Annotated in this window: 16 protein-coding genes; 7 read left to right on the top strand and 9 right to left on the bottom strand. The window is 46.9% G+C overall.

Translation table 11 applies throughout. The features are described 5' to 3' along the window. Window positions 1-71: 71 nt before the first annotated feature. Window positions 72-1,745, top strand: a complete 1,674-nt coding sequence (locus QZ327_RS02600; RefSeq protein WP_294616860.1) for a long-chain fatty acid--CoA ligase — start codon at window positions 72-74, stop codon at window positions 1,743-1,745. Window positions 1,746-1,902: 157 nt separating this feature from the next. Then, entirely contained in the window at window positions 1,903-2,094 is a 192-nt protein-coding gene (locus QZ327_RS02595; RefSeq protein WP_294616858.1) for a hypothetical protein, read from the top strand. 437 nt (window positions 2,095-2,531) lie between these two features. Here QZ327_RS02595 and rplI read toward each other — a convergent pair whose 3' ends face one another. From rplI to rpsF, 3 genes are read right to left on the bottom strand one after another with little or no spacing between them, the layout of a single operon-like run. Further along, window positions 2,532-2,981 (bottom strand): 50S ribosomal protein L9, encoded by a 450-nt coding sequence (gene rplI / locus QZ327_RS02590; protein ID WP_294616856.1) that lies wholly within the window; start codon window positions 2,979-2,981, stop codon window positions 2,532-2,534. 15 nt (window positions 2,982-2,996) lie between these two features. Beyond that, window positions 2,997-3,269, bottom strand: coding sequence for a 30S ribosomal protein S18 (gene rpsR, locus QZ327_RS02585; protein ID WP_004288442.1), 273 nt, complete (start codon window positions 3,267-3,269; stop codon window positions 2,997-2,999). 2 nt (window positions 3,270-3,271) lie between these two features. Then, on the bottom strand, window positions 3,272-3,616 hold the full coding sequence (rpsF, locus tag QZ327_RS02580) for a 30S ribosomal protein S6 (RefSeq protein ID WP_005657357.1): 345 nt from the start codon (window positions 3,614-3,616) through the stop codon (window positions 3,272-3,274). A gap of 148 nt (window positions 3,617-3,764) precedes the next feature. Between rpsF and QZ327_RS02575 the strand changes: the two genes are divergently transcribed. Both QZ327_RS02575 and QZ327_RS02570 read left to right on the top strand, forming a co-directional pair. After that, entirely contained in the window at window positions 3,765-4,211 is a 447-nt protein-coding gene (locus tag QZ327_RS02575; RefSeq protein ID WP_009123072.1) for a MarR family winged helix-turn-helix transcriptional regulator, read from the top strand. Between the two features lie 145 nt (window positions 4,212-4,356). After that, complete coding sequence (locus QZ327_RS02570; protein ID WP_294616853.1) at window positions 4,357-4,533, top strand: hypothetical protein; 177 nt, start codon at window positions 4,357-4,359, stop codon at window positions 4,531-4,533. Between the two features lie 80 nt (window positions 4,534-4,613). Here the strand turns inward: QZ327_RS02570 and QZ327_RS02565 are convergent, their stop codons facing one another. The 6 genes from QZ327_RS02565 to QZ327_RS02540 form a co-directional block, all read right to left on the bottom strand. Further along, window positions 4,614-5,315: a response regulator transcription factor gene (locus QZ327_RS02565; RefSeq protein ID WP_294616852.1), complete on the bottom strand. Its 702-nt coding sequence runs from the start codon at window positions 5,313-5,315 to the stop codon at window positions 4,614-4,616. A 5-nt stretch (window positions 5,316-5,320) separates the two neighbouring features. Continuing rightward, window positions 5,321-6,862 (bottom strand): HAMP domain-containing sensor histidine kinase, encoded by a 1,542-nt coding sequence (locus QZ327_RS02560; protein WP_294616851.1) that lies wholly within the window; start codon window positions 6,860-6,862, stop codon window positions 5,321-5,323. Window positions 6,863-7,173: 311 nt separating this feature from the next. Then, a complete protein-coding gene (locus QZ327_RS02555; protein ID WP_294616849.1) occupies window positions 7,174-9,330 on the bottom strand; it encodes a translation factor GTPase family protein in 2,157 nt (718 codons plus the stop codon). A 573-nt stretch (window positions 9,331-9,903) separates the two neighbouring features. Further along, window positions 9,904-10,716 carry a glucosamine-6-phosphate deaminase gene (gene nagB / locus QZ327_RS02550; protein WP_294616847.1) on the bottom strand — a complete coding sequence of 271 codons (813 nt, stop codon included), beginning with the start codon at window positions 10,714-10,716 and terminating at the stop codon, window positions 9,904-9,906. A gap of 48 nt (window positions 10,717-10,764) precedes the next feature. Then, window positions 10,765-11,964: an FprA family A-type flavoprotein gene (locus QZ327_RS02545; RefSeq protein WP_294616846.1), complete on the bottom strand. Its 1,200-nt coding sequence runs from the start codon at window positions 11,962-11,964 to the stop codon at window positions 10,765-10,767. A 63-nt stretch (window positions 11,965-12,027) separates the two neighbouring features. Next, window positions 12,028-12,954 carry a TIGR01212 family radical SAM protein gene (locus QZ327_RS02540; RefSeq protein ID WP_294616844.1) on the bottom strand — a complete coding sequence of 309 codons (927 nt, stop codon included), beginning with the start codon at window positions 12,952-12,954 and terminating at the stop codon, window positions 12,028-12,030. Window positions 12,955-13,124: 170 nt separating this feature from the next. On the opposite strand from QZ327_RS02540, the gene QZ327_RS02535 reads away from it, so the two are divergent. From QZ327_RS02535 to lipA, 3 genes are all read left to right on the top strand, one after another. After that, entirely contained in the window at window positions 13,125-14,273 is a 1,149-nt protein-coding gene (locus QZ327_RS02535) for a sugar MFS transporter (RefSeq protein WP_294616842.1), read from the top strand. A 176-nt stretch (window positions 14,274-14,449) separates the two neighbouring features. Then, window positions 14,450-16,666: a S9 family peptidase gene (locus QZ327_RS02530; RefSeq protein ID WP_294616841.1), complete on the top strand. Its 2,217-nt coding sequence runs from the start codon at window positions 14,450-14,452 to the stop codon at window positions 16,664-16,666. After that, window positions 16,667-17,533 carry a lipoyl synthase gene (gene lipA / locus QZ327_RS02525; protein WP_294616839.1) on the top strand — a complete coding sequence of 289 codons (867 nt, stop codon included), beginning with the start codon at window positions 16,667-16,669 and terminating at the stop codon, window positions 17,531-17,533. It begins immediately after the preceding gene. Window positions 17,534-17,565 lie beyond the last annotated feature (32 nt).

Below are 17,565 nucleotides of genomic sequence, written 5' to 3'. Positions count from 1 at the left end.
ATTTCTGTGACAAAGGTACACATTATTATTATATTTTTCCTACTTTTGCACAATTCATCAAAAAACGTGCAATGATACAAGAAAACTTTATCAAGCTATACGAGCATAGTTTCCGCGAGAATTGGGACCTCCCCTGCTATACCGATTATGGAGAAAGCGAAAGCCACACTTATGGAGAGGTGGCGAAAGAAATTGCCAGACTGCACTTGCTCTTCAAGCATTGCAGCTTGCGCCGTGGCGACAAGATAGCGGTCATCGGCAAGAACAATGCCCGCTGGTGCATCGCCTACATGGCTGTCATCACCTACGGCGGCATCGTGGTCCCTATCTTGCAGGACTTCCATCCCAACGATGTGCATCACATCGTCAACCATTCCGAATCGGTATTTCTATTCACCAGCGATGCCATTTGGGAACAACTGGAGGAAGAACGGCTTACCGGCCTGCGCGGCGTGTTCTCGCTCAACGACTTCCGCTGCCTGTACCAGCGCGACGGAGAGACCATCCAACGCTTCCTCAAACAGCAGGACCGGAAGATGGAAGAGGTGTATCCGAACGGCTTCACCCGGCAGGACGTGACCTACACAGACCTCTCCAACGATAAAGTAATGTTGCTGAACTATACTTCAGGCACAACGGGCTTCAGCAAGGGTGTCATGCTGACAGGAAACAACCTGGCAGGCAACGTCACTTTCGGCATCCGCACGGGATTGTTGAAGAAGGGTGACAGGGTGCTCTCTTTCCTGCCGTTGGCACATGCCTACGGTTGCGCTTTCGACTTTCTGACTGCTACGGCGGTAGGCACTCACGTCACGCTATTGGGTAAAATTCCTTCCCCGAAAATCCTGATGAAGGCGTTTGAAGAGGTAAAGCCGAATCTGATAATAACCGTTCCGCTTGTCATCGAGAAAATATACAAGAATGTCATCCAGCCCATTATCAACAAAAAGTCCATGAAATGGGCGCTCAGCATACCTCTGCTGGACGGACAGATATATGGGCAAATCCGCAAAAAGCTGGTAGACGCGCTGGGGGGCAGATTCAAAGAGATTATCATCGGCGGTGCTGCCATGAATCCGGAGGTGGAAGAGTTCTTCCATCGCATCAAATTTCCGTTCACCATCGGTTACGGCATGACGGAGTGTGCCCCGCTTATCAGCTACGCCCCGTGGAACGAGTTCGTAACCTCCTCTTCGGGACGCGTGTTGGATATTATGGAAGCGCGCATCTGCAAAGAAAATCCGGACGACCGACTCGGCGAGATACAGGTGCGTGGTGAAAATGTAATGGTAGGCTATTATAAAAATCCGGAAGCTACCAAAGAGGTCTTTACCGAAGACGGTTGGCTGCGCACCGGCGACCTGGGTACTTTGGACGAGAACAACAATCTCTATATCCGAGGACGCAGCAAGACCATGATTCTCAGTTCCAGCGGACAGAACATTTTCCCCGAAGAGATAGAAGCACGTCTCAACAACATGCCGTTTGTACTGGAAAGCCTTGTGATTGAACGCAATAAGAGACTGATAGCTTTGGTTTATGCCGACTACGAAGCATTGGATTCCTTAGGACTGAACAATCCGGAAAATCTCAAGACTATCATGGACGAAAATCTCAAAAACCTGAATAACAGTGTTGCCGCTTACGAAAAGGTAAGTCAAATACAACTTTATCCTACAGAATTTGAGAAAACACCCAAAAGAAGCATCAAAAGGTATTTATACAACAGTATTGCAGAGGATTAACATGTTCTATAACATGCTTAAAGCAGGAAAAACAGGCTATCCTCAAAAAAAAGTATAAAAAAAGTTGGGTTTTGGAGAACAACGTATCCAAAAAGTACATACCTTTGCACCGTTTTAATAAAGCAATTGATTGTATTACGTTTTAAAAGTAAAGAAAATGAAAAAATTAGTTTTGATGGCAGTAGCTATCGTAGCAGTATCTTTCGCATCTTGTGGTAACAAAGCAGCTAACGCTGACCAAGCTGCAGTGGTTGACACAGTAACTGTAGCTGAAGAAGTAGCAGTTGAAACTGTAGCTGAAGTAGCTGATACTGCTAAAGTAGATAGCGCAGCAGTTGTAGCTGAATAATTCAGAACAACAATTAGAGAGAATTGAAAGTCTGACGTACGAAAGTACGGACAGACTTTTTTTTATGCCTGTAACCGTCGACTGTTCAAACACCCTGCAGATTATTTGCCATCTTATCCCATTCGTTTGCTGATTATCTGTTATCTATTATAAATCCGCTATTCATTTATTATAAATCCGATGTTCATTTGTTATCCACCTATTATCTTCCTGGATATTAAGATAGCTTCCCCGAATATATAGACACCGGCAAGCCCCTCCCATCCCCTGTCATTCAGAACAAAGCGAAGATTCTTTCTTCTGAAATGTAAAGAGAGCAGATTCTTCGCTTTGTTCTGAATGACAGAGAGGAGAAGACGGGAAAGGAATAACATCAAAAAAATCCCGGTTCCTTTTCAGAAACCGGGATTTTCCTTTATATAGTGTATATCCTATATTTATGCTTCTTCAGCAACTACTTCGAAAGGAATTTCTACAGAAACTTCCTTGTGCAACTTAACGATAGCCTTGTAGTTACCAACTTCTTTCACTGCGTCTTTAACAACGATAATCTTACGATCGATGTTATGACCCAACTTAGCCAACTCTTCAGCAATCTGGATGTTACCTACAGAACCGAAGATAGTACCTGTTGCACTAACTTTAGTAGCAATCTTCAAAGATACGCCTTCCAATTTAGCGGCAACTTCTTCAGCATCCTTTTTAATTTTCTCCAGCTTGTGAGCGCGTTGTTTCAGCTCTTCAGCCAGCATTTTCTTTGCAGAAGGAGAAGCGATGACAGCTTTTCCTGTCGGGATAAGGTAGTTACGACCATAACCGGACTTAACGGTTACGATGTCGTTCTTATAACCCAAGTTTACGATGTCTTCTTTCAATATAATTTCCATACTTTCCTCCTCCTATTATTTCATCATGTCAGTTACATAAGGCAGCAACGCCAAGTGACGTGCTCTCTTCACAGCTTGAGCTACACGACGTTGGAACTTCAAAGAAGTACCGGTAATACGACGCGGAAGGATTTTACCTTGCTCATTCAAGAATTTCTTCAAGAATTCGGGGTCTTTGTAGTCGATGTACTTAATACCGCTCTTTTTGAAACGGCAGTATTTCTTCTTCTTAACGTCTACTGAGGGCGGAGTTAAATATCTGATTTCTGATTGAACTTGTTGTGCCATGATTAATCCTCCTTTTTAGTTGATTTAACACTTCTTCTCTTCGCAGCGTATTCGGCAGCGTACTTGTCTTGCTTGAAAGTCAAGAAACGGATAACGCGCTCGTCACGACGGAAGTTGATTTCCAATTTCTCAATTACAGTAGGTTCTGCATTGAACTCAATCAGTTGATAGAAACCGGTTGACTTCTTCTGGATCGGATAAGCCAGTTTTTTCAGTCCCCAGTTTTCTTCATTTACAATCTCAGCACCTTCAGCAGTAAGGATGCCTTTGAATTTTTCTACCGCTTCCTTCATCTGAACATCAGACAAAACGGGAGTCAAAATGAAAACGGTTTCGTATTGATTCATACTTGTTTGATTAAATAAATAAATTATTTGTTTATTAAATGCGGGTGCAAAGGTAGGCATTTTATTTAGAACTGCAAAAATAAGCGGACTTATTTTGGATTGTATCCAACTTATAGTATATTTGCAAAGTTGTTTAAACAATAATTTCATGATAGAGCAATTCAACTTTGACATCCGGCTTATATTCGCCATACTCAACGGTAAGGTATCCGCTGCAATTAACCGCAAATTATCACGCAACTTCAGGCAGAACGGTTTGGAAATCACTCCCGAGCAATGGACCGTCCTTATCTTCCTATGGGAAAAAGACGGGGTAACGCAACAAGAGTTGTGCAACGCAACTTTCAAGGACAAACCCAGCATGACCCGCCTCATAGACAATATGGAGCGCCAGCATCTTGTAGTACGTATCTCTGATAAAAAAGACCGCCGCACCAACCTGATACACCTCACCAAAGATGGAAAAGAACTGGAAGAACGCGCCCGTGTCATCGCCAACCAAACGCTGAAAGAAGCGTTGCAAGATATCACCATCGAAGAGTTGAGCGTCAGCCAAGAAGTGCTGAGAAAAATATTTTTCAATACGAAAGATTAGTCTCAAATTCTCACGGAGAGGAATTGAAAACCAACTAAATTGAAGGAATAATAGTTTTTTTGCGAAAATAATTTCGCTTGTTAAAGAATTATGCTTTTCTTTGTAACAAGAATATGAAAATAATAATCTATTAAAATACACACACATGAAAGGCTTATTAAAAAATCTGGGATTGATATTAATCTTGATAGGAGCTGCGATTCTCATTGCATGTTCCTTTACCGGCAATGTAAACAACAATGCGATATTGGGCACCAGTGCTGTTTTAGTTGTAGTAGGATTGATTTCTTACATCCTTATCAACAAAAAAATCGCAGATTGACATCAAGAAAAAGAAATAAAAAAAGGCGGTTGCAATGCAACCGCCTTTTTTTATTTCCACCGTTCCAAAAACCGGGCCCATCAGGACTCAGCTTCCGGAGTAATCAGTTTATATCCCTTTCCGTGAATGTTGATAATCTCTATAGATTCATCTCCCTTCAAGTGTTTACGCAGCTTGGTGATATACACGTCCATGCTACGTGCGTTGAAATAGTTATCATCAATCCAGATAGTCTTTAGTGCAAAATCACGTTGCAGAATCTCATTGGCATGCGCACAGAGCAAACCCAGCAATTCCGACTCCTTAGTAGTCAGCTTAGTCTGCCCCTCAGGTGTCGACAAAATCTGCTTTTGGGTGTCAAACGTAAACTTACCAATCTTGTAAATGCTGCTCTCCTTATTTTTCTTCCCACGCACACGTCTCAGGATAGCTTCAATTCTGAAAGTCAGCTCTTCCATACTGAACGGCTTGGTGATATAATCGTCCGCACCAATCTTGAAACCTTCCAGAATATCTTCTTTCAAGGTTTTAGCCGTCAAGAAGATAATGGGGATTTCCGCATTTGCAGCACGGACTTCCTGTGCCAATGTAAAGCCATCTTTCTTCGGCATCATCACGTCAAACACACACAAGTCATATTTATTCTTCAGGAAAGCTTTGTATCCTGCTTCTCCATCGGGATATAACTCGGCAGCATAACCTTTCGCCTGTAAATATTCTCTTAAAAGCATGCCAAGATTCTCATCATCTTCGCACAATAAAATACGCAGTTTCTCATCCATATCAATCAATTTTTTAATAGAGGTAATGCAATAATAAATTTAGTTCCAACATTCAGTTCGCTTTCGGCACGGATAATCCCCTTATGATCGTGAATAATCTTTCTCACATAAGCCAGACCAAGTCCGAAGCCCTTAACATCGTGCAGATTACCTGTATGCACGCGATAAAACTTATCAAATATCTTTTTCAAGTTTTCTTTCTTGATACCTATACCGTTGTCCTGCACCGAAATCATCAGTTTGCCCGGTTCGTTCCAAGTCTTCACCATCAACAGCAAGTCCACATCCGGCCTTTTGTATTTCACCGCATTATCCATGAGATTGAAAATTACATTCGTGATGTGCATTTCATCTGCAAAGATAATCGGGTCCGCCGCTTTCAAATCCGACTCTATCTTCCCGTTATAGCGTTCCACTTTCAAGGTGAACGTATTGATTACACCGGTAATCAGTTCATTGGCATCAAGTTCCTTCATTTTCAAGGTTGCCTTCTGCCGGTCGAACATTGACATCTGAAGGACTTTCTCCACCTGGAACCTCAACCTTTTCGTTTCATCATTAATAACGCCCGATATATGCTGGAACATTGCCGGAGACTTGCCCACAGCCGGGTCTTTCAACATCTGCGCCGCCAACGAAATAGTCGAAATCGGCGTCTTGAACTCGTGCGTCATATTGTTGATAAAATCATTCTTCATCTCCGTCAGTTTCTTTTGACGGAACACGATGTAAATCGTGAAGATGAAAGTTATCAACAGGACAAAGGTAAATATCATTGACGGAATCATGAAGCTGACCGAATCGAATATATAATCCCTTTTGCCCGGGAAGTGTATCTTGACGATACTCATCCGCGCAGGTGGATCATTCAGGAACAAAGGTTGAGAATAAGAGTTCTCACTACCTTCATCGCTATAATCCGAACAGCGGTACACCTCTCTGCCGTCCCTGTCTATCACCTTGAAGTGATAATTCAGCCCGATTCCGTTGTCAATCAGCCCCGACTTCAGATACTGGTCCAAATTCTTGAAATTGACCCGCTCTTCTATCGGTTTGTCACTGGCACGGTAAATCATCTGCCAAGTCACCTCATCCAACAAAGCCCGTTGATACAGATAGCGGTTCTTTATGGCATCTGCCAGCGAACGCGATGTCTGAGGTATCGTTTTTGTCCCGTGTTTACGCGAAATCATCGCTCTCGGCAATTCCGACGGTTGGTTGGAAAACGTTTTCAGTTCAATGGCGGAATAGCTTGTCCCGTCCGGCGATGTAACCGTAAAACGCTGTGTCTGTACCACTCCCTTGCCTCGCGAGCTCTGCTCCCACGCTTTCTTTTCCGCTTCGGAGATATCCTCCCGCAACCAACGGTCAACCTCCGCGGACTCCACATCTTTCGAAGCTGCCATCAAAGCACGCTTCACCGATTCATCAAATTGCTCGTTACGCATCTTCACCATTTCCTCAATATAGCTAATCTGCAAATACAGCAAACTGAGAAAAGAAAGGCCCATAACGATGCCTAATATCCATATTGTCGACTTTTTCATAGTGACAAAATTAACACTCCCTAATTAACATTCCTAACAAATTAACCTGATTTAACCGCGGGTTCTCGTTAATTAACCGTAGCATGTTTTTTAAGTTATGTTACAAGCATTATAACAAAATGAGACACCTTTGGTTTGCAAATTTAATAAAAAATTAAATATTAACATTCACATCCCCTTTTATTCTTAATCAGTGTTAATACAAAAGCCGTTATCCCTCACAATGAACGGACAACGGCCTTTAATTAAGTTATGGATTATAAATTATAAGCTACAAATCATGTAATAAACCATAAGTCATAGCCCATAAACTACTCCTCTGCCTGTTTGGCTTCAAATTCCTTGATAAGCTTATCCTGTACATCACCCGGAACAAGTTCATAGCTGGCAAACTTCATTATGAACGAAGCGCGTCCGCCCGTCAACGAACTTAAAGCGGTAGAATAGGAAGACATCTCCTTTAAAGGCACTTTGGCAATCAGTTTTTCATAACCGGCCTCGCTGCTCATACCCATAATCATAGCACGGCGTCCTTGCAGGTCGCCCATCACATCGCCCATCTTATCGGAAGGCACAAACACCTCTACGTCATATATCGGTTCCAAAATCTTCGGACCGGCATTCTTAAATGCCTCACTGAACGCATTACGACCAGCCAGCATGAAGGAGATTTCATTGGAATCTACCGGATGCATCTTACCATCGTATACGATAACACGCACATCGCGGGCATACGAACCCGTCAGCGGACCTTGCTCCATACGTGCCATGATACCTTTCAGGATGGCGGGCATAAAACGGGCATCGATAGAACCGCCCACGATACTGTTGACAAACACCAGTTTGCCGCCCCACTCCAGCGGAACTTCCTCAACGCCTTTCACGTTCATCTTGAACTCCTGACCGTTGAACTTATAAGTTTCCGGCATCGGCATGCCTTCATAATAAGGCTCTACAATCAGATGGACTTCACCAAACTGCCCAGCCCCACCGGATTGTTTCTTATGACGGTAGTCGGCACGTGCCGCCTTCGTGATGGTTTCGCGATACGGTATTCTCGGTTCTTCAAACTTAATCGGCAGTTTCTCGTTGTTTTCCAAACGCCATTTCAATGTACGGAGGTGGAACTCGCCCTGCCCGTGCACAATGGTCTGACGCAACTCCTTGGACTGGTCGATAACCCACGTAGGATCTTCCTCGCGCATACGGTTCAGGATAACCATCATCTTCTCCGTATCGGCTTCATTCAGCGGCTTGATGGCACGGGAATATTTGGAGTTCGGATATTTAATAAAATTGAAACGGTTTTCCGCACCTTTGGCATTCAGCGTATTGCCCGTATGCACATCTTTCAACTTCACCGTGCAACCGATGTCGCCCGCCACCATTTCTTCCACCTTGATACGGTTGGCTCCCGCACAGGCATAAATCTGCGCGATGCGCTCTTTCGAACCGCGGTCGGCATTGGAGAAGTCGTCTCCTTCATGCACCTTGCCGCTCATCACCTTGAAGTACTGTACATCACCGATATGCGGCTCAACGGCAGTCTTAAAGAAATACAAGGAAGCAGGTCCGTTGACATCAGGCTTCACCACTTCGCCGCGTGTATTGTGCACCGGCGGCATTTCGTCTACAAACGGGACAACGTTCCCCAAGAACTCCATCAAACGGCGCACCCCCATATCCTTGCCCGCGCAAACACAAAACACGGGGAACATGCCGCGTGCCGCCAATCCCTTGCGGATACCCTCGCGCATCTCGTCTTCGGTAAGAGAGTCCTGCTCAAAGAATTTCTCCATTAAGGTTTCATCATGTTCGGCAGCAGCCTCAACCAATGCTTTATGCAGGGCGGTCGCTTTCTCCATTTCCTCTGCAGGAACATCTTCGATAGTGGGCGCTCCACCCTCCGGTCCCCACGAATATTTCTTCATCAGAAGCACATCGATCAACGAATTGAAATTCGGTCCGGTAGCCAACGGATATTGAACGGAGACTACTTTCGAACCGTAGATTGATTGCAGTTGCTCCAACACCATGTCATAATCACACTTCTCATGGTCGAGCTGGTTGACAAGGAAGATAACCGGCTTGCCCAACTTTTCCGTATATCGGAAATGGTTCTGGGTGCCCACTTCGGGACCGTATTGCCCGTTCAGCAGCAGGACAGCCGTATCGGTGACATTAAGTGCCGTCATGGCAGCTCCCACGAAGTCGTCACTGCCCGGACAGTCTATTATATTCAGTTTCTTGCCGTTCCACTCCACATGATAAACGGTGGAAAACACAGAATAGCCATATTCCTGCTCCACCGGAAAGTAATCGCTGACCGTATTCTTGGCAGTAATTCTGCCGCGACGTTTTATAATACCACTCTCAAAGAGCAGCGCTTCCGTGAGAGTGGTTTTACCCGAGCCGTCATTGCCAAGAAGGGCAATATTCTTAATTTCATTCGTCTGATATACTTTCATGATATATAAGATTTAAAGTGAATACTCAGCATGCTTCCGTATGCCATTATTTTAGTGAGCCGCAAATTAGAAATTAATCGAAAAAAAAGCAATTAAACGCCTGTGTTACTAAACAATGTTATGCAACACATAGGGTATATACCTTATTATATATAGGAAAACAAGAAGAGAAAAAACAAGGGATTAAAAGACGAAAGAACGAGAAAACAAGAAAGAAGAAGATAAGCGAACAAGGGAGAAAGAAGACGGGAAAACGAAACGGAAAGCAGACATCAGTAAAAACAAGAATCTCAAAGATTGTCTTGCCAAGCAAGCCGAGACACATTCACAGGGGAGTTACGATTAAAAGTTTTATAACACCCTACTAAAAGTTTTATAATGCCGTATTAAAAGGCTTTTAATCATATTTCACTATAGAGAAGAAAACAGATAGATGCAGTAAAAGCAAAAGCATAAATCACAAAAGCTACCGGTCAAAGGTATGGATATGGATAACCGAATACATAAAAAAAGAGTGCCCGTCCCTCTCGTTGCGAGAAGAACGGACACCCGTCTATCTGTGCTATCTATTCCTTACTTCAGCAAAGAAGCCGGATCAAGGTGATCTGCCTCAATGTCTTTGAAATAGCGGTATGTGCCTACTTTCAGTTCTGCGGTAGCGGCATCATCGCAAACGATAATACCCTTTTCGTGCATTTGCAGGGCGCTGATAGTCCACATCTGCATTACAGGACCCTCTACGGCATGATAAAGGGCGCGTGCCTTGTTGTGGCCGTTTACAATAATCATCACTTCCCTTGCGCTGAGCACAGTGCCTACGCCTACGGTCAAAGAGGTCTTGGGCACTTTGTTCACATCGTTGTCAAAGAAACGGGAGTTGGCGATGATAGTATCTGTAGTCAGCGTTTTCTGACGGGTACGTGACGACAAGGAAGAACCCGGCTCGTTGAAAGCGATGTGTCCATCGGGACCGATACCGCCCATGAAGAGGTCGATACCGCCGTAAGACTTGATTTTTTCCTCATAACGCGCACATTCCGCATCGAGGTCGGCAGCGTTGCCGTTCAGGATATTGGTGTTTTCCGGCTTGATGTCGATGTGGCTGAAGAAGTTGTTCCACATAAAAGAGTAGTAGCTTTCGGGATGTTCCTTCGGCAAGCCTACATATTCGTCCATGTTGAAAGTCACTACGTTTTGGAAAGATACGATACCTTTCTTGTTCAGGTCAATCAGAGCCTTGTACATGCCCAGCGGAGAAGAACCGGTGGGGCATCCCAATACAAACGGTTTCTCAGGTGTCGGGTTAGCGGCCTTGATTTTGGCAGCTACATAATGTGCCGCCCATTGTGATACGGATTGATAATCCGGTTGGATGATTAGTCTCATTACGATTATTTTATTAGGTTAATAAATTGGAGGTTTACTATTATTCCCTTATTCTCTGTCTTTCTTCAAACGCTCCGCCATGGCGAGTGCCAGGTTTTCGCACTGTTTATAGGTGATATCCTTCATCGCCTGCTTCATTTCCACCGGATCGCCCACGATTTCGAACTTGCTCTTCTCGGCAAATTCCGCCATACGCTTCACGGCGGCACCTGCCCAGCAGAACGAACCGAAATACCCCAGGTAGCGTCCTTTCACCTCGCGCACCAATATCTTGGAGAGCAGTGATTCTATCTCCGGATATATCTGGTTACTGTAGGTGGGGCTTCCTATTATCAGCCCGCGGTATTTGAATATGTCGGCTATGATGTAGGACGGATTGCTTTTGCTGACATTGTGCATCACGATGTTCTTGATGCCCTGGGCGGAAAGTTCCGCAGCAATCGCCTCTGCCATCTGCTCGGTATTGCCGTACATGGAACCGTAGACGATGACAACGCCTTCTTCCGTCGCATAACGGCTCAGGCGGTCGTAAATGCCGATGACCTTGGCTATGTTTTCCGTCCACACCGGTCCGTGAGTGGAACAAATGGCGGTGATGGGCAATCCGCCCAGTTTTGCCAACGCTTTCTGCACGGGAGAGCCGTATTTGCCCACGATATTGGAATAGTAACGCACCATTTCGTCCCAATACTTGTCCAAATTCATACGCGTATCGAGGAAACCGCCGTCCAGCGTACCGAAACAGCCGAAACCGTCGCCGGCGAAGAGCACGCCTTCCGTTTCGTCAAAAGTCATCATCGTTTCGGGCCAATGCACCATCGGCGTCATATAGAAACGGAGTTTGTGGTGGCCCAAAGCGAGAAAATCCTCATCTTTCACCATATATTGCTCGCCCGTCACACCATAAAAGCCCTCTATCATGCCGAAAGTCTGCTTGTTGCCGACAATGATGATGTCGGGATAGTGCTGCTTGATCAGTCGGATAGAGCCGGAGTGGTCCGGTTCCATGTGGTTGATGATAAGATACTGTATAGGGCGTTCGCCGATTATGCTTTTTATCTTCCGAAGATATACCTCAAAGTAACAAACATCTACCGTATCGACCAGCGCAACCGTTTCATCGTCTATCAGGTAAGAGTTGTAAGACACCCCATAAGGCAACGGCCACATACCCTCGAACAGATGTTTATTGCGGTCGTTCACTCCCACGTAGTGGATTTTTCCTTTTATCACTGTTTTTGAGTTCATTGTCATTATCTTCTAATTTAGATTGATTCCATATTTATCAGTGGCAAAAATAAGTGTTTTTTCTCACATTTCATACTTCTTCCCTTGATATGCGCCAAGTTCCTTCATTCTTTTTTGAACCCGGTGATTGAATTCATGGTTTTTCAGTCCCCAGTCGGGTGCGATAAGCAGTTCTTTCGGAGACTGCGAAACGAAACGTTCCAGTACGATGTCCGGACGAAGATGCTCCACATAATCTATCACGAGACCGATATACTCCTCTACGTCAAAAAGATGAAAGTCTTCGGGGTGTTGCTCATATTCCAAAGCCATGCGGGTGCCGCGTATCAGTTGCAGTTGGTGCATCTTCAGCGTGGCAAGCGGCAGGCGCGACAGGTCTTCCGCCTGTGCCACGATACTTTGGCGGGTCTCGCCCGGCAGTCCCAATATCACATGTCCGCCCGTCAATATCCCGCAAGCCGCCGTCCGCTCCACCGCATCGACAACCGCTCCGAAAGTATGTCCGCGATTGATGCGGCGGAGTGTTTCATCGTTGGTGCTCTCGATGCCGTATTCCACCAGAAGGAAGGTATGCTTATTGATGCTTTCCAAGTAGCTGAGCAAACTGTCCGGCATGCAGTCGGGACGTGTACCGATTACCAGTCCCACCACTCCGTCCACCGCCAGCGCCTCTTCGTATTTACGCTTCAGGGAGTCCAGTTCGCCGTAGGTATTGGTGTAAGCCTGGAAATATGCCAAGTATTTCATTTCAGGATATTTGCGGGCAAAAAAACGCTTTCCTTCTTCCAGTTGCAGGCTTATAGGCTTCTCGGTACGGCAATAGTCGGGATTGAAAGTCTGGTTGTTGCAGTAGGTACAACCGCCATATCCTTTGTTTCCATCGCGGTTGGGACAGGTAAATCCGGCGTTCAACGAGATTTTCTGAACCTTATGCGGGAAATAGCGTTTCAGAAACGAAGGAAATTCATTATAAAGAGGTGTCACACTCATAGGTCCATGTTATTTTAGAAACAAAAATAAGACTTTTCTTCGGTTTTACTATCGGAAAGCGAAATGGAAATGGAAATAAATTCATAGCTTTGCAGATAGCCTTGGCGGGTTGACCTGAAAAACCATCCTGTCATTCAGCGTGTATAAGATATTAACCATCAGTACTTGCCATGAATAACAATTATCACAAAAATCTCGTATTTACGGCGGCATGTGTCGGAATGTGCTTCTTCGGCGTTTCAATGATAACGTTAGGATCTGTACTGCCTTCCCTCGTTGCGAAGTTGGGATTGAGCGGATTGCAGACCACCTCATTAGTCACTTTTCTTCCGCTGGGTATGCTGGCCGGCTCGCTGATTTTCGGTCCTATCGTCGACCGTTTCGGCCACAAGGCACTACTGGTGCCCGGTTGCGTCACCGTATTGCTGGGATTGGAAGGACTGATATTTTTTAAGAGCGTTCCGCTCCTCCAGCTCTCCATAGTAGGCATAGGAGTGGGTGGCGGCATCCTCAACGGAGAGACCAATGCCCTGGTGTCCGACATTTCCAACGAATCGGAGAAAGGTTCCCGCCTAAGCTTCCTGGGCATGTTCTACGGATTGGGAGCGCTCGGCATACCGAGCCTTCTGGGCATCCTATCCGAACATTACCCTTTTGAGACAATTCTGCAGGGCATAGGCATCATTATGCTGGCGGGCATCCTGTTCTGCATCCCCGTGCGTTTCCCCGCGCCCAAGCAGGCGCAAGGCTTTCCCGTAAAAGAGGGGTTGAGGTTGCTGAAAGAGGGCAGCCTACTGCTGTTCAGTTCCATTCTATTCTTTCAAAGCGGCATTGAAGGGGTGTGCAACAACTGGTCCACAAGCTACTTCGGGCAGGCGACCGACATCCCCGCCAGCCAAGCGCTGATAGTGCTTACCTGCATGGTTGCCGGGCTCACCGCAGCACGCATACTGCAAATCGTGATTTTCAAGAAGATAAAGCCGGAAGCGGTGCTTCCCTACAGCCTTACCCTCACCGCCATAGGCTTTGGCATGCTGACGGCGTCTCCGGGATTTGTACGGGCGGCTACAGGCATGGGATTGGTAGGAATGGGATTGTCCGCCACCTATCCGGTCGTCCTGAGCATCCTCGGCACCCGCTACGCCGCCCTGTCGGGCACGGCATTCGGCATAGCGCTCGCCATAGCCCTTATAGGGCAAACCGCCATGAACGGGTTCATGGGAATGATATCCGTGTATGACAACGGCATAACGCTCTATCCTTATATGATGATAGGTTCGCTTATCATCATGCTTATCCTGTTCAAGCGTTCCGCATGACAGGAGAGCACGGGATGTCCTACCCCGGATTTCCGCCATATCGTTTCCTCTTCACTCGCTTAATCAGAATTTTACATTATCTTTCCTCTAAAGAAAAAAACATTTTCTTTATCCTGTCGGTGTGAAATTCCTGCGATTTTCATTTATCTTTGCACACAATAACCGAATTAAGAGATATGAAAAAGATAAGTTTTGCACTTCTCCTCTGCCTTTGCATGCTGGCAAGCTTTGCCCAAAGCGGCACTCCCCTCGATTTAAAAGAGATTGTATCCGGAAAGTTCGTTCCCCAAAACATTTCAGGTGTCATCCCCATTCCGGGAGATGGCGAACACTATTCGCAAATGAATGCGGACAGGACACAAATCATCAAATATTCCTTCAAGACAGGCAAACCGGTAGAAGTGCTGTTCGATGCCGCTACCGCCCGCGAATGCCCGTTCAAGAAATTCGACAGCTACAGTTTTGCCCCGGACGGCAGCAAACTGCTTATCGCAACGGAAACAACCCCTATCTACCGCCGCTCCTATACCGCCATACATTATATATATAGCTTGAAACGAAATCTGGACGGCAAGATAAACAACGTGGTAGAGAAACTGTCGGACGGCGGACCGCAACAGGTTCCCGTATTCTCGCCCGACGGATTTCAGGTGGCTTTCGTACGCGACAACAACATCTTCCTCGTCAAACTGCTTTACGGCAACAGCGAAAGCCAGGTGACCGAAGACGGCAAACGCAACGAAGTGCTGAACGGCATTCCCGACTGGGTGTACGAAGAGGAATTCTCCTTCAACCGCGCACTGGAATTCAGCCCCGACAGCAAGATGCTGGCATTCGTCCGCTTCGACGAACGGGAAGTGCCCTCTTATACATTCCCGGTATTTGCCGGAGCGGCGCCCCACATCGCCGCTTATGCGAAATATCCGGGAGAATACACCTACAAGTATCCCAAGACAGGCGAAAAGAACTCAAAGGTATCCGTACATACTTTCGACATCAAGTCCAAAGTAACCCGCAAAATCAATCTTCCGCTGGAAGAGGGCGGATACATACCCCGCATCCGCTTCACGCAAGACCCGAACAAACTTGCCGTCATGACGCTGAACCGCCATCAGAACCGGTTCGACCTCTACTTTGCCGACCCCCGCAGCACCGTCTGCAAGCTGGCGGTACGCGACGAAAGCGACACCTACATCCGCGAGAACGTATTCGACAACATTGTTTTCTATCCCGAACATTTCAGTTTCGTCAGCGAAAAGAGCGGATACAACCATCTGTACTGGTACAGCATAGGCGGAAACCTTATCAAACAGGTCACCTCCGGCAACTACGAGGTACAGGACTTCCTGGGCTACGACCCCGAAGAGGGAAGCTTCTACTACAGCAGCAACGAGGAGAGCCCGTTGCGCAGCGCCGTCTACAAGATTGACCGCAAAGGCAAAAAGACAAAGCTATCCTTGCAAGCCGGAACAAACAGCGCACAGTTCAGCACCGGCATGAAATATTTCATGAACCGCTATTCGAGCCTGGACACTCCGACCGTCATCACCCTGAATGACAATAACGGCAAAGTGCTGGCGACGCTCGTAGACAACGCCGCCCTGAAACAGAAACTGAAAGGATATGACATGCCTGTGAAAGAGTTTTTCTCTTTTCAAACCTCCGACGGCACTACGCTGAACGGTTGGATGATGAAGCCGGCAAACTTCTCCGCCAACAAAAGATATCCGGCTTTGATGTATCAGTACAGCGGTCCCGGCTCGCAGCAGGTACTCGACAAATTCGGTGTGAGCTGGGAGACTTACATGGCATCACAAGGTTATGTCGTAGTGTGCGTAGACGGACGCGGCACGGGTGGACGCGGTGCCGATTTCGCCAAAGGCACCTACCTGAATCTCGGCGTCAAAGAAGCCAAAGACCAGGTGGAAACCGCCCTGTACTTAGGACGCCAACCCTATGTGGACAAAGACCGTATCGGCATTTGGGGCTGGAGCTACGGCGGATACATGACCATCATGAGCATGAGCGAAGGCACTCCGGTATTCAAGGCAGGGGTTGCCGTTGCCCCGGTCACCGACTGGAACTATTACGATACCGTATACGGCGAGCGCTTCATGCGCACCCCGAAAGAGAATGCCGAAGGCTACAAAGCCTCTTCCGCCTTCACCCGCGCCGGCAATCTGCACGGCAACCTGTTGCTGGTGCATGGCATGGCGGACGACAACGTCCATTTCCAGAATTGTGTGGAATATGCCGAACACCTCGTGCAGCTTGGCAAACAGTTCGACATGCAGGTCTACACCAACCGCAACCACAGCATATTCGGCGGCAACACCCGCCTGCATCTGTACACCAGATTGACGAACTTCTTTAACCGGGAATTGAAAAGATAAATGAGCGAAAGAGTACGCAAGCCGGAATGGCTGAAAATAAGCATCGGTGCCAACGAGCGTTACACCGAGACAAAGCGCATTGTAGAGTCGCACTGCCTGCACACAATCTGCAGCAGCGGACGCTGCCCCAATATGGGAGAATGCTGGGGCAGAGGAACGGCGACATTTATGATAGGCGGCGACATCTGTACCCGCTGCTGCAAATTCTGCAATACCCGGACAGGCATACCGCTGCCCCTGGACCCGCAAGAGCCCGTGCACGTTGCCGAGTCTGTCGCCTTGATGAAACTCTCTCACGCCGTTGTCACTTCGGTAGACAGGGACGACCTGCCGGACCTCGGTGCCACCCATTGGGCACAAACCATCCGTGAAATCAAACGGCTCAATCCGGAAACTACCGTCGAAGTACTGGTTCCCGACTTCCAAGGCAGAAAAGAGCTTATAGACAAGGTTATCGAAGCCCGGCCGGACATTATCTCGCACAACATGGAGACCGTCAGGCGTATCAGTCCGCTGGTGCGAAGCGCCGCCCGCTATGAGACAAGCCTCGAAGTACTGCGGCAGATAGCCGGAAGCGGCATCACCGCCAAATCGGGCATCATGGTCGGCCTTGGGGAAACCCCAGATGAAGTGGCAGAGCTGATGGACGACCTGCGCGGTGCCGGTTGCCGGATACTCACCATCGGGCAATACTTGCAGCCTACGCACAAGCATTATGCCGTAGCCGAATATGTCACCCCGGCACAATTTGCCGCTTACAAAGAACTCGGGTTGCAGAAAGGATTTGCCCAGGTAGAAAGCGCGCCACTGGTCCGCTCGTCTTATCACGCGGAAAAATCAACCCTGTTCCTGCAAAAAAAAAGATGAGACAAAGAACATTTTATAAAGTTATTTGTTAA

It is taken from the genome of uncultured Bacteroides sp., from assembly GCF_910578895.1.
In the GTDB taxonomy this organism is placed as follows: domain Bacteria; phylum Bacteroidota; class Bacteroidia; order Bacteroidales; family Bacteroidaceae; genus Bacteroides.
The sequence above is the reverse complement of the archived record's forward strand: the minus strand, read 5'-3'. Positions and strand labels throughout refer to the sequence as shown.